The 12,995-nt window shown below is 73.1% G+C and carries 13 protein-coding genes; 11 read left to right on the top strand and 2 right to left on the bottom strand.

The window, feature by feature from the left end:
- Nucleotides 1–188 precede the first annotated feature (188 nt).
- Nucleotides 189–947, top strand: coding sequence for an FAD:protein FMN transferase (locus ABH925_RS00260; protein ID WP_370144389.1), 759 nt, complete (start codon nt 189–191; stop codon nt 945–947).
- Nucleotides 948–1,038: 91 nt separating this feature from the next.
- Here the strand turns inward: ABH925_RS00260 and ABH925_RS00265 are convergent, their stop codons facing one another.
- A complete protein-coding gene (locus tag ABH925_RS00265) occupies nt 1,039–2,397 on the bottom strand; it encodes an FAD-dependent oxidoreductase (RefSeq protein ID WP_370144391.1) in 1,359 nt (452 codons plus the stop codon).
- 151 nt (nt 2,398–2,548) lie between these two features.
- Here ABH925_RS00265 and ABH925_RS00270 point away from each other — a divergent pair, with 151 nt between their 5' ends.
- The 4 genes from ABH925_RS00270 (at nt 2,549) to purB (ending at nt 5,837) form a co-directional block, all read left to right on the top strand.
- Entirely contained in the window at nt 2,549–3,334 is a 786-nt protein-coding gene (locus tag ABH925_RS00270) for a HipA family kinase (RefSeq protein WP_370144394.1), read from the top strand.
- Nucleotides 3,331–3,753: a DUF3037 domain-containing protein gene (locus tag ABH925_RS00275; protein ID WP_370144396.1), complete on the top strand. Its 423-nt coding sequence runs from the start codon at nt 3,331–3,333 to the stop codon at nt 3,751–3,753. The genes ABH925_RS00270 and ABH925_RS00275 overlap by 4 nt, the downstream gene beginning before the upstream one ends.
- Before the next feature lie 176 nt (nt 3,754–3,929).
- Entirely contained in the window at nt 3,930–4,385 is a 456-nt protein-coding gene (locus ABH925_RS00280; protein ID WP_370144919.1) for a MarR family winged helix-turn-helix transcriptional regulator, read from the top strand.
- A 21-nt stretch (nt 4,386–4,406) separates the two neighbouring features.
- Nucleotides 4,407–5,837, top strand: a complete 1,431-nt coding sequence (purB, locus tag ABH925_RS00285) for an adenylosuccinate lyase (protein WP_370144398.1) — start codon at nt 4,407–4,409, stop codon at nt 5,835–5,837.
- Between the two features lie 79 nt (nt 5,838–5,916).
- Here the strand turns inward: purB and ABH925_RS00290 are convergent, their stop codons facing one another.
- Nucleotides 5,917–7,017, bottom strand: coding sequence for an AI-2E family transporter (locus ABH925_RS00290; protein WP_370144400.1), 1,101 nt, complete (start codon nt 7,015–7,017; stop codon nt 5,917–5,919).
- 135 nt (nt 7,018–7,152) lie between these two features.
- Between ABH925_RS00290 and ABH925_RS00295 the strand changes: the two genes are divergently transcribed.
- The 6 genes from ABH925_RS00295 to nagB all read left to right on the top strand — a co-directional run bounded on the left by ABH925_RS00295 (nt 7,153) and on the right by nagB (nt 12,982).
- Nucleotides 7,153–8,160: a hypothetical protein gene (locus ABH925_RS00295; protein ID WP_370144402.1), complete on the top strand. Its 1,008-nt coding sequence runs from the start codon at nt 7,153–7,155 to the stop codon at nt 8,158–8,160.
- A gap of 126 nt (nt 8,161–8,286) precedes the next feature.
- Nucleotides 8,287–9,279 (top strand): ATP-binding cassette domain-containing protein, encoded by a 993-nt coding sequence (locus ABH925_RS00300; RefSeq protein ID WP_370144404.1) that lies wholly within the window; start codon nt 8,287–8,289, stop codon nt 9,277–9,279.
- Entirely contained in the window at nt 9,276–10,118 is an 843-nt protein-coding gene (locus ABH925_RS00305; RefSeq protein ID WP_370144406.1) for an ABC transporter permease, read from the top strand. Before ABH925_RS00300 ends, ABH925_RS00305 begins: the two co-directional genes overlap by 4 nt.
- A 66-nt stretch (nt 10,119–10,184) precedes the next feature.
- The gene (locus tag ABH925_RS00310) at nt 10,185–11,471 is read left to right on the top strand and encodes a sensor histidine kinase (protein WP_370144408.1); all 1,287 of its coding nucleotides are present in this window, start codon (nt 10,185–10,187) and stop codon (nt 11,469–11,471) included.
- The gene (locus ABH925_RS00315) at nt 11,468–12,139 is read left to right on the top strand and encodes a response regulator (protein ID WP_370144410.1); all 672 of its coding nucleotides are present in this window, start codon (nt 11,468–11,470) and stop codon (nt 12,137–12,139) included. Before ABH925_RS00310 ends, ABH925_RS00315 begins: the two co-directional genes overlap by 4 nt.
- Before the next feature lie 60 nt (nt 12,140–12,199).
- Nucleotides 12,200–12,982 carry a glucosamine-6-phosphate deaminase gene (gene nagB / locus ABH925_RS00320; RefSeq protein ID WP_370144413.1) on the top strand — a complete coding sequence of 261 codons (783 nt, stop codon included), beginning with the start codon at nt 12,200–12,202 and terminating at the stop codon, nt 12,980–12,982.
- Nucleotides 12,983–12,995: the final 13 nt, after the last annotated feature.

Genomic DNA, 12,995 nt, shown 5'->3' on the forward strand with positions numbered 1-12,995 from the left:
CGCCCGGAACCGGAACCGATCATCACCCGAGGCGGCGTGGCGGTCCCACGGACCGTGCTGGGCTGCGACGATGACGGCGGGTCCGGCGCGGGACGATCACTCGGACGAGTGAGCCGCGCTGCTGCTCCTGACGTAGCGTCGGCCGGGGGGACCAGTGCGAACAGTTGAGGCCAGAAGGTGAGGACGGAATGGTGCGGCACGCCGAACCGGTGATGGGGACGGTGGTGTCCTTCGACATCCGCGACACCGCGGCCGGTCTGGAGCGGGCCGTCGCCTGGCTGCACCGGGTCGACGAGGTGTTCTCCACCTACCGGCCGCAGAGCCAGATCAGCCGGCTCGGACGCGGGGAACTGGCGCTCGCGGACTGCGACCCGGAGGTGGCCGAGGTGCTGGCGCTCGGCGCGGAGGCGGAACGGGCCGGCGACGGCTTCTTCAGCGTCCGCCCGCACGGTCCGGACGGCCCGCTGGACCCCTCGGGCGTGGTGAAGGGCTGGGCGGTGGAGCGTGCCGCGGCGATCCTGCGCGAGGCAGGGTCGTCCTGCCACAGCGTCAACGGCGGCGGCGACGTGCAGACCGCGGGGGAGCCGGAGCCGGGCCGGGGCTGGAGCCTGGCGGTGGCGCATCCGCTGCACCCGGGCGGCTTCGCCACCGTGGTCCGCGGGCGCGGGATCGCGGTGGCGACCTCCGGTACGGCCGAGCGCGGCGCCCACATCCTGGACCCGCACACCGGCCGCCCGGCCGGGGGCGGCCTGGCGTCGGTGACGGTGGTCGGCGCCTCGCTCACCGCGGTGGACATCGCGGCCACCACCGCCTTCGCGATGGGCCCGGCGGGCCGCCGCTGGCTGGAGCGGCGCCCCGGACTGGAGGGCTTCGCGGTGACCGCCGACGGCCGGGCCTGGTGGACCCCGGGCTTCGCCGCCTACGGCCTGCTGCCCGGCGGCGGCTGAAGGCCCCGCGGCCTGCGGGCTCGGTGCTCGCAGGCGCGGGGCGACTCGACGGCAGCGGGTCCGGCCGGGCGGCGGAGGCCGGCGGTGGAGCCTACTGCACGGCCTTCAGGGACGCGGTGTGGGAGCGGATCTGCTCCTTCGTCAGGTAGACGTCGGTGTACTCGAAGTCGCGCAGGGTCGCCGGACGGCCGATCTGGAAGCCGGTGCGGACGAAGTCGTCGCCCGCGGTCGCGTTCAGTATCCAGTTGGTCATCACCCGGACCTTGGCGACATTGGTGCGCAGGGCCATCAGGTGGTAGCCGCGGGCGACCGCCTGGGCGGCGATGCCGGTGAGCTCGATGCCGACCGGCTTGGACACCGCGTCCGCGCCGCCGAGGTCCACCACCAGGCCGAGGTCCTTGTGGAAGTACGGGTGGCCGGGCTTGCCGCGCAGGGCCGCGACGACGTTGTCGGCGACGGCCTTGCCCTGCCGCTGGGCGTGCTGCGCCGTGGGCGGGCACACCGCGCCGTCGCCGGAGGCGAGGTCGGGTACGGCGGCGGCGTCGCCGAGCGCGAACATGCCGTCGCACTGCGGGACGCTCATCTCGGCGGTGGTGGCCAGCCGGCCGCGCACGGTGTCCGCGTCCAGGGTGGCGATCAGCGGGCTGGCGGCGACACCGGCGGTCCAGATCAGGGTGCGGCAGGGGATCACCCGGCCGTCGGTGAAGGTGACCGACTCCGCGCCGGCCTCGGCGACCGAGACGCCGAGCGAGACCTCGATCCCCCGCTCCCTGAGCACCCGCAGGGCGGTCGCACCGAGCTTGTCGCCCAGTTCGGGCATCAGCTTGGGGGCGATGTCGATCAGGTGCCACTTGATCAGGTTCGGGTTCAGCCGGGGGTAGCGCTTCACCGCCGAGGTGGTGACCCGCTGCAGGCAGGCCGCCGTCTCGGTGCCGGCGTAGCCGCCGCCGACGACCACGAACTGCAGCCGCGAGATCCGCTCCTCGCGGGTGGTCGCGGCGTCCGCCAGGTCGAGCTGGCTGATCACGTGGTCGCGTACGTAGGCGGCCTCGGCGAGGGTCTTCATCCCGCGCGCGTGGTCGGTCAGCCCGGGGATGTCGAAGCTGCGGGTGACGCTGCCGGGGGCGAGCACGATGTAGTCGTAGTGCTCGGTCACCACCTCGTCGGTGATCTTCCGGACGATGCAGACCTTGGCCTTGGGGTCCACGCCGATGGCCCCGCCCGGGATGATCCGGGTGCGCCGCAGCATCCGGCGCAGCGAGACCGCCACCGACTGCGGGGTCAGCACCCCGGCCGCGACCTGCGGCAGCAGCGGAAGGTAGAGCTCGTAGCTGAACGGCGCGACCAGAGCGATGTCGGCCTCGCCGGGGACCAGTTTGCGTTCGAGCCGCCGAGCGCATTCGACGCCGGCGAAGCCGCCGCCGACCACCAGGATCCGAGGTCGTTCCATGGGGAGCCGTCCTTGTGCAGTCGAGTGATCGTGCAGTCGGATGATCGTGCGGTCACACGAGTCGTCATCGTGCTTCGAGTGCTTTCCTGCCCGCCACCTTGGCACGCACACCCCCGGCTTGCCACTGCTGACCGCCGGTAGGGTGGGGCGCATGTTGTCTGAGGTACGGGCTGTTCGCTATGTGACGCCCCTTCGGGAGGGCGGATCGCTGCCCGGGCTGGTGGAGGCGAGCGACGCGGGCGCCGTCCGGGACCTGTTCGTCACCAAGTTCATCGGCGCAGCCCAGGGCCGTAAGGCGCTGGTCGCGGAGGTCGTCGCGGGCGAGCTGGCCCGGCGCCTCGGGCTGCGGGTGCCCGCCCTGGTCCGGGTCGAGGTGGATCCGCTGATCGCCCTGGGCGAGCCGGACGAAAGGGTGCAGCACTTGGTCAAGTCGTCCGGCGGCACCAACCTCGGCATGGCCTACCTGTCCCGGGCGCTGGGCTTCGACCCGCTGGCCTTCCCGGTCGACCCGCTGCTCGCCGGGCGGGTGCTCTGGTTCGACGCGCTGATCGACAACGTCGACCGGTCCTGGCGGAACCCCAACCTGCTGATGCGGGACGGCGAGCTGTGGCTGATCGACCACGGCGCGAGCCTGATCTTCCATCACAACTGGAGCCGCGCCGCCGGTGCGGTGCACAAGCCCTACGACGCCGGGGACCACGCCCTGCTGCGCTTCGCCCCGGACGTCGCGGCGGCGGACGGCGAGCTGGCCGGGCTGGTCACCGAGGAACTGCTGCGGGAGGTGCTGGCCCTGGTGCCGGAGGAGTGGCTGGACGGGGAGCCCGGCTTCGCCGGACCGGACGCGGTCCGGGAGGCGTATCTGGCGCACCTCGCCGCGCGGGTCTCCGGTCCGCGCGACTGGCTGCCGCTGCAGGGCCGGACGGAGGCGGCGCGATGAGCGGGACGCGGGCCGGGGGCGGGGCCGGGACGGCGGCGGCCCCACCGGTGGTGTTCGAGTACGCCCTGGTGCGGGTGGTGCCGAGGGTCGAGCGCGGCGAGCGGATCAACGCCGGAGTGCTGGTCTACAGCAGGCCCGCCGGGCTGATCCGGGCGGCGATCCTGCTGGACGAGGCGCGGCTGCTGGCGCTGGACCCGCAGGCGGACGTGGCCGGGATCCGCAGCGCGCTGGCGGCGGTGGCCGCGGTCTGCGACGGCGGCCCGCAGGCCGGGCAGGCCGAGGCGGAGGAGCCCGGCCGCCGCTTCCGCTGGCTCACGGCGCCGCGCAGCACCGTGGTCCAGCCGGGACCGGTGCACTGCGGTCTGACCACCGACCCCGAGGGCGAGGCCGAGCGCCTGCTCGACCTCCTCGTCCGCTGACCGGCCTGCCGGCCTGCCGGCTCGGCGCCCGCCACCTGTGCCGCTGACCCGCCGCGTCGGCCCCTGCGGCCGCGGCCCGGGCCCGGCGCCCCCGTTTCGGCTGGGACCCGTGCCGCGAGGGCGTAGTTGCGTGCGCGGGTATTCCGCGCGCGGGGTATTCTGGCGGGATGACGCTGATGTCCGACGGGGCCACCGAAGCCCGCGCCCGGGGCTGGCGCGCGCTGGCCGCGCTGCACGCCAGGATCGAGGGCGAGATCGAGCGCGCGCTGCAGGCCGCGCACGGACTGAGCGTCAGCGAGTACTCGGTGCTGGACGTGCTGTCCCGGCAGGAGCACGGGCACATGCGGATGCAGCAGCTGGCGCAGGCCGTGGTGCTCAGCCAGAGCGCCACCACCCGGCTGGTCACCCGGCTGGAGGCGGACGGCCTGCTGGCGCGTCACCTCTGTGCCAGCGACCGGCGCGGCATCTACACCGAGATCACCCCGGCCGGCCGGGAGCGGCTGGCGCAGGCCCGGCCGGCCCACGACACCGCTCTGCGGCGGGTGCTGGCCGAGGCCCGGGAGGAGCCCGGACTGTCGGCCCTGGTGCGTGTCGTGGAGGACGCGGAGACCGGCTCCGACCAGGAGAGTTAGGGACTGTTAGGCTTGCGCAGCGTGAGCGCGAAGCCGATGATCCCCGATGTCCTTGCCGCCCGATACGCCTCCGGCGAGCTGACCCGACTGTGGTCCCCCGAACACAAGGTCGTCCTGGAGCGGCAGCTCTGGCTGGCCGTCCTCAAGGCGCAGGCCGACCTGGGGATCGACGTGCCCGAGGGCGCCGTCGCCGACTACGAGCGGGTGCTCGACCAGGTCGACCTGGAGTCGATCGCCAAGCGCGAGCGGGTCACCCGCCACGACGTGAAGGCCCGGATCGAGGAGTTCAGCGCCCTGGCCGGCCATGAGCAGATCCACAAGGGCATGACCTCGCGCGACCTCACCGAGAACGTCGAGCAGCTGCAGATCCGTCAGTCCCTGGAGCACGTACGGGACCGCACCGTCGCGCTGCTGGTGCGGCTGGCCGCGCTGGCCACCGAGCACAGCGAGCTGGTGATGACCGGCCGTTCGCACAACGTCGCCGCCCAGGCGACCACCCTCGGCAAGCGTTTCGCCTCGGCCGCCGACGAGATCCTGGTCGCCTTCCGGCGCCTTGAGGAGCTCATCGCCCGCTACCCGCTGCGCGGTATCAAGGGCCCGGTCGGCACCGCCCAGGACATGCTCGACCTGCTCGGCGGCGACCAGGACAAGCTGGCCGAGCTGGAGCAGCGGGTGGCCGCCCACCTCGGCTTCCAGCAGGCGTTCAGCTCCGTCGGCCAGGTCTACCCGCGGTCGCTGGACTACGACGTGCTGTCCGCGCTGGTGCAGCTCGCCGCCGGGCCGGGCAGCCTGGCCAAGACGATCCGGCTGATGGCCGGCATCGAGCTGGTGACCGAGGGCTTCAAGGAGGGCCAGGTCGGCTCCTCGGCGATGCCGCACAAGATGAACACCCGCTCCTGCGAGCGCGTCAACGGCCTCGCGGTGGTGCTGCGCGGCTACGCCTCGATGGTGTCGGAGCTGGGCGGCGACCAGTGGAACGAGGGCGACGTGTCCTGCTCCGTGGTCCGCCGGGTGGCGCTGCCGGACGCTTTCTTCGCCTTCGACGGCCTGCTGGAGACCTTCCTGACGGTGCTGGACGAGTTCGGCGCCTTCCCCGCCGTCATCGCCGCCGAGCTGGATCGCTACCTGCCGTTCCTGGGCACCACCAAGGTGCTGATGGGTGCGGTGCGGGCGGGAGTCGGCCGGGAGACCGCGCACGAGGCGATCAAGGAGCACGCGGTCGCCTCCGCCCTGGCCATGCGGGCCGGGGTGCGCGAGAACCAGCTGGTGCAGCGGCTGGCCGAGGACGAGCGGATCCCGCTGGACCGGGAGCAGCTGGACGCGCTGCTCGCCGACCGGCTCTCCTTCACCGGCGCGGCCGCCGCCCAGGTGGCCGAGGTGGTACGCCGGGTCGAGGCCGTCGCGGCGGCCCACCCGGAGGCCGCCCACTACACGCCGGGCGCGATTCTCTGACACCGCGTGCGCCCGGACCCGTCCCTGCCGGACCGGTCCGGGCGCACGGCCGACGGTGCCCCCGCATCCGCCGTCCCGCTCAGCGGGCGGCGATGCGGGGGAACACCGCCTCGTCCAGGAACAGGCCGATCGCCACGGCGACCGGGATCGCGATCAGCGCGCCGATGATGCCCATCAGCGACCCGCCCACCAGCACCGCCAGGATGGTGACCAGCGGGTGCACCTCCACCGCGAACTTCATCGCGCGCGGGACGATGAGGTAGTCCTCGGCGATCCGGAAGACCACGTAGAAGATCGCGGTGGCGATCGCCACCGGCAGCGACACCACCAGGGCGACCAGCGACACCACCACCCCGCCGATGGTGGAGCCGACCACCGGGATCAGGTCCAGCAGCCCGACCAGCACCCCCAGCGCGGCCGGGTAGGGGACGCCCCAGGCCTCCGCCCAGATCATCGTGGACAGCCCGGCGATGACCGAGGTGGCGACGTTCGCCAGCATGAACCGGCCGGTCCGCAGCAGCACCTCGTCGGTCAGCGTCTCGGCCCGCGCCCGGCTGCTGCCGGGGACGAAGCGCAGGCAGAACCGTTTCAGCGTGGGCAGCCCGGCCAGGAAGTACATGGTCAGGGTGGCCACCATGGCCATCCCGGTGACCGTGGAGACCAGCAGCTGCCCGGCCCCCAGCAGCCCGTTCACCACCGTGCCCGCGCCGCTGCCGCTGAGCTGCTGCTTGGCTTTGGCGATCAGGTGGTAGCGGTCCTCCAGCCGGCCCAGCGTGGAGTGGTGGTCGTGCAGCTGCTGCAGCCAGGTGGGGATGCTCCGGGCCAGCGCGTTCACCTCGGAGGTCACCGGGGGTATGAACAGCGAGAACAGCGCGGCGAGCACCACCAGCAGACCCACGATCACCGTCGCGACCGCCGAGCGCCGGCTCATCCCGCGCACGGTCAGGATCCCGACGACCGGCTCCACGCTGATCGCGAACACCAGCGAGAGCAGCACCAGCATCAGCACGCCCTGGACCTGGATCACCGCCTGCACCAGCAGGTAGGCGACCAGCGCGCCCAGTCCCAGCCGGAAGCCGATGGCGAACCAGGGACGGTGGGACGATGGCTGACGCATCCTCACCCGTTCGCGCGTCCGCTGCCCGGGCAGCTCGGTGTCGACGCTCACCGTGTCGTCCATGGCGGTCAGCGTATCGGGAGCCCGGCGGCCTTCGCGGGCGGACGGGTGATCAAGGCCGCATCCAGCGACATCGCGTGTCGTTGGATCAGGTACGGGTCCGCACGGTCCCGGGTGGCGAGTTCGAGGGAGCAGGCGATGCCGACCACGACACTTCCCGAGCAGGGGCTCGCGGTCGTCCTGCGCCTGCCGCACGGACGCCTGCCCGTCCCCGGCGACCACCCGGCCCGCACGGCGCTGCGCGAACGGCACGACGCCTGGTTCCGCGAGCGGATGTCCGGTCTCGGGCTGGACGCCGAGCGGCGGCTGTTCGAGGAGTGCGAGGGCGTCAGCCTGATGTGCCGGGTGCTCCCGGACGCGGACGGCGAGCGGCTGCTCGGCATCTGCCTCGCCGCCTCGGTGCTGTTCCTGCTGGACGACGTCACCGACGGCGACTCCGCCGAGCGCACCCGGGCGGACCAGTACCTCGCCGTGCTGGCCGGGGCCACGGTCACCGACGGCTCCGCACATCTGCGGCTGCTCGCGCAGACGCTGACCCGGGTCCGCGAGGGCGTCTCCGATCCGCTCTGGGCCCGCTTCACCGCCGGGTTCTCCGAGGTGGTCAGCACCGCCGCCGCCAAGACCGCCGCACCGGTGCCGGACTACCCCGGCTACCTCGCGGTACGGCGCGCCGACGCCGCCTTCGACCTGGTCGGGGTGGCCATCGAGCACGGCCTGGCGCTCGACCTGCGGCTGGACCAGCGGCGGCTCGGCGCCCTGCTGGACGCCTGCTTCGAGCACACCATCCTGGTCAACGACCTGCTCTCGTACCGCAAGGAGTACGCGGCGGACGAGCCGATGAACGCGCTCAGCGTGCTGCGCCGCACCCGGGGCCTGGACCTGCAGCAGGCCGTGGACGAGCTCTGCGACCGGCTGGCGGCAGCGGAGACGGCCTTCCTGGCCGAGTCGGACCGGCTGCTGGAGCGCCACGGCGCGGCGGAGCCCGGGCTGCCCCGGTACCTGGACGCCTGGGCCCGGATGCTCAGCGGCAACCTGGCCTGGTCGCTGGCCTGCCCCCGCTACCACGGCGGCGGCGGCTGGGACTGGCGCGCGGGGATGCCGGCGGTGATGGTGCTGCGCCCGGACCGGACCGAGTTCCATCCGTAGTACCGCGGTACCACCCGATCCGGAATGATCACCCCTGGGTACGACGGTTCCGGCGGCCACGGCTCCTAGCGTTGCCGACAACGCAGCCGGAACGATCCGGCGGCCGGAGCCAAGGGACGACACCCGATGATCGTGGCGCAGCAGCTGACCAAGCGGTACGGGGAGAAGACGGCGGTGGACCGGCTCGACTTCACCGTCAAGCCCGGAACCGTCACCGGCTTCCTGGGCCCGAACGGCGCGGGCAAGTCCACCACCATGCGCATGATCGTCGGCCTGGACGCCCCGAGCAGCGGCTCGGTCACCGTCAACGGCCGCCGCTACGCCGAGCACGCCGCCCCGCTGCAGGAGGTGGGCGCGCTGCTGGAGGCGAAGTCCATCCACCCCGGCCGCTCCGCCTTCAACCACCTCAACACCCTGGCGCTGACGCACGGCATCCCGCGCAGCCGGGTGGAAGAGGTGGTCGAGCTCACCGGTCTGCAGTCGGTGGCGAAGAAGCGCGCCGGCGCGTTCTCGCTCGGCATGGGCCAGCGCCTCGGCATCGCCGCCGCGCTGCTCGGCGACCCGGCCACGATCATGCTGGACGAGCCGGTCAACGGCCTGGACCCGGAGGGCGTGCTGTGGATCCGCAACCTGCTCATCGGGCTCGCGGACGAGGGCCGCACGGTCTTCGTCTCCTCGCACCTGATGAGTGAGATGGCCCTGGTCGCGGACCACCTGATCATCGTCGGACGGGGCCGGCTGCTGGCCGACACCACCGTCCAGGACCTGATCCGGCAGTCCGGCGGCGACACCGTCAAGGTCGCCAGCTCCGACCCCGCGCGGCTGCGCGAGGTGCTGGCCGGCCCCGGCGTGGACATCACCGGGCGCTCCGGCTCCGAGGAGCTGCTGGTCACCGGCATGGAGGCGCGCTCGATCGGGCTCAAGGCGGCCGAGCACAACATCGCGCTGTTCGAGCTCAGCACCAAGGGCGTCTCGCTGGAGGAGGCCTTCATGGAGCTGACCCGGGACGACGTGGAGTACCACGGTCTGACCACCGTCGGCGGCCCGGCCGCGACCGTTGAGAGCGTCGAGACCGCCGAGGCCGACGAGAACGCTGTGACCGCAGGGAGCGCCGTATGAGCACCGCAACCGTGACCCCGGCGTCCGCCCCCGCGCGCGCCGAGCGTCCCGCCTACAAGGTCACCGCCGCGCGCGTGCTGCGCTCGGAGTGGGCCAAGTTCTGGTCGCTGCGCTCCAGCTGGATCACCCTCGGGCTGGCGCTGTTCTTCATCCTCGCGTTCGGCCTGATCCGCGCCGCCCGCTACAAGTCCGACATCACCTCCGGTCACCACCTGGACCCGGACGTGCTGGCCGCCAACGCGGTCAGCCTGTCGCTGTTCGGGCTGAACTTCGGCCAGCTGGCCCTGGGCGTCCTCGGCGTGCTGGTCACCGCCGGCGAGTACTCGACCGGGATGATCCGCTCGACCCTGGCGTCCGTCCCGCGCCGGCTCCCGGTGCTGTGGTCCAAGGCCCTGGTGTTCGGTCTGGTCGCGCTGGTCATCAGCTGGATCGGCGCGTTCGTGGCCTTCGGCTTCGGCAGCGGCATCGTCTCCGGCACCAAGGCGGCGCTGACCCTCTCCGACGCCGGCGTGCTGCGCGCGCTGTTCATGTCCGGGCTGTACCTGGCGCTGGTCGGCGTGTGCGGAGCGGCGCTCGGTTCGCTGCTGCGCTCGGTGGCCGGCGGTATCGCGATCCTGGTCGGCGTGCTGCTGCTGGTGCCCGGCCTGGTCTTGCTGCTGCCCACGACCTGGCAGAACAACGTCAGCGAGTACCTGCCGAGCCACGCGGGTGACGCGATGTACGCGGTGCACCAGGGCGCGAACACGCTCTCGCCCGTCGGGGGCCTGCTGGTCCTGGCCGGCTGGACCGCGCTCGCGCTGGGCGGCGCGGCGTACCGGTTGGTGCGCAGCGACGCCTGAGGCGCACCATGGGCAGCGACACGGCGGTAGCAACACCGTCCGGCTGACGACAAGGTGACACTGAGCGTGACGACGACGACCGAGGATCCGATCTGGGGGCACCCCCTGGTCGCCCGGCTGCTGCGGATCTCGCGGCGGCTGCGGCAGGCCGACCGGGACCGCCCCTGGCTGCTGGACGCCTCGGTCGTCGTCGGCGTCTACCTGGTGTTCGGCCTGCCCGACTTCCTGCACGGCGACGGGCGGCTCGCGGAACTGGTCCGCCATTCGGGGCTGCCGGTGGCCGCGCTGCTGGCGCTGCAGCTGGGTCTGGTGCTGCCGCTGCTGTGGCGGCGGCGGGCCCCCACCGTCGTCTTCGGGGCGGTCGCGGCGGTGTTTGTGGTGCAGTGGGCGCTCAACGTCTGGCTGCGCGCCGACATCGCGCTCTACCTGGCCCTCTACAGCGTGGCGCGGCACGGCCGGCTGCGGCGGCTGCCGTGGGCCGGCGCGGCGACCGCGGCGGCGCTGCTGCTGGTGGTCGCCCGGGTGTCGGTGGTGGTGTCCTCGCTGGTCGCGCTCTTCTTCCTGTACGCGGCGGCGACGGCGGCCGCAGCGCTGGGCCTGGCCTTCCGGATCGGTGTGGCCTACCTGGAGGCGCTGCGGGAGCGCGCGGCCAGGCTGGAGGTCGAGCGGGACCAGCGCAGCCGGCTCGCCGCCGCCGCCGAGCGGACCCGGGTGGCCCGGGAGATGCACGACATCATCGGCCACAACCTGTCCGTGATCATCGGCCTGGCCGACGGCGGCGCCTATGCGGTGGACGTCGCGCCGCAGCGCAGCAAGGAGGCGCTGCAGCTGATCGCCGGCACCGGCCGTCAGGCGCTGGGCGAGCTGCGCCGGATGCTGGGCGTGCTGCGCGAGGAACGCACCGGAGGAACCCCGGAGCTCAGCCCGCAGCCGGGCGTCCCCGATCTGGACGCCCTCTGTGCGCGGGTGCGCGCGGCCGGGCCCGAGGTGACCTACCGCAGCGTCGGCGACGTGGAGTCGCTGGACCCCGGGCTGCAGCTGACCGTGTACCGGATCGCCCAGGAGGCGCTCACCAACACGCTCAAGCACGCCGGGACCGACACCAGGGCGCAGCTGACGCTGTCCGTCGAGGACGGGGAGATCCGGATCCGGGTCGAGGACAGCGGCCGGGCCGACGGCCGTACCGTACGGGCGGGGGACGGTGCGGCGGAGGGCGCGGGGCAGGGCATCGCCGGGATGCGGGAGCGGGCCGCGCTCTACGGCGGATGGGTGACGGCGGGTCACCGTCCCGGTGGCGGCTGGATCGTCGAGGCCGGTCTGGTACCGGCCCCGCACGGGAGTGCGCTGACATGACCACCGTGCTGATCGTCGACGACCAGCCGTTGCAGCGGTTCGGCTTCCGGATGCTGCTGGAGAGCGCCCCCGGCACCGAGGTGCTGGGCGAGGCGCCGAACGGCGTCGAGGCCGTCCGCAAGGTCGCCGAGCTGCGCCCCGACGTGGTGCTGATGGACGTCAGGATGCCCGGCATGGACGGGATCGAGGCCACCCGGCAGATCGTCGCGTCCGGCGGCCGTTCCCGGGTGCTGGTGCTGACCACCTTCGACCTGGACGAGTACGCGCACGCCGCGCTGCGCGCCGGGGCCAGCGGGTTCCTGCTCAAGGACGCGCTGCCGGAGGAACTGCTGGCCGGGATCCGCGCGGTGGCCTCCGGCGACGCCGTCATCGCGCCCGGCCTCACCCGGCGGCTGCTCGACTCCTACGCGCACCGGCTGCCCACCCGCCCGGCCGACCCGGGCCCGGAGGCCCATCCCCGGCTGCGGACGCTGACCGACCGGGAGCACGAGATCCTGGTCGCCATCGGCAAGGGCTGGAGCAACGGCGAGATCGCCGAACGGCTGGTGCTCTCCGAATCCACCGTCAAGACCCATGTCGGCCGGGTGCTCGCGAAGATCGGCGCCCGGGACCGGATCCAGGCCGTGATCATCGCCTATGACCTGGGCCTGGCCCGCCCCAGCGGCTGATCATCTGCTAAATTGGTCTATACCATAACGGCGGGCAGTCCTCAGATCGGTGGGATCAGTATGGAAGTTGTGATCGTTCCTGACGCGGCGGCGGGCGGCGAGCTGATCGCCACCGCGATCGCGGACCTGCTGACCCGCAAGCCGGACGCCCTGCTCGGGGTGGCCACCGGATCGACCCCGCTGCCGATCTACCAGGCGCTCGCCGCCCGGGTCGCGGCCGGATCCTGCGACGCCTCCCGGGCCCGGATCTGCCAGCTGGACGAGTACGTCGGGCTGCCCAAGGGCCACCCCGAGTCCTACCGCTCGGTGGTGCTGCGCGAGGTCGTCGAGCCGCTGGGGCTGACCGCGGACTCCTTCATGGGCCCGGACGGCAGCGCCGGGGACATCGCCGCCGCCTGTGACGACTACGACCGCGCCCTCGCCGCCGCCGGCGGGGTCGACCTGCAACTGCTCGGCATCGGCAGCGACGGCCACATCGGCTTCAACGAGCCCTGCTCCTCGCTGGCCTCGCGCACCCGGATCAAGACGCTGACCCAGCGCACCCGCGAGGACAACGCCCGGTTCTTCGACAGCCTGGACGAGGTCCCGCACCACGTCATCACCCAGGGCATCGGCACCATCCTGGAGGCCCGGCACCTGGTGCTGCTGGCCACCGGCGAGGGCAAGGCCGACGCCGTCGCGCTCACCGTCGAGGGCCCGGTCTCCTCCGTGGTCCCGGCCTCGGCGCTGCAACTGCACCGGCACGCCACGGTCGTGGTGGACGAGGCGGCCGCCTCGCGGCTCAAGCTTGCCGACTACTTCCGCGCCACCTACGCGGCGAAGCCCGGCTGGCAGTCGCTCTGAGTGCTGGGAACTC

The sequence above is a fragment of the Streptacidiphilus sp. EB129 genome, from assembly GCF_041262645.1.
Lineage (GTDB): Bacteria > Actinomycetota > Actinomycetes > Streptomycetales > Streptomycetaceae > Streptacidiphilus.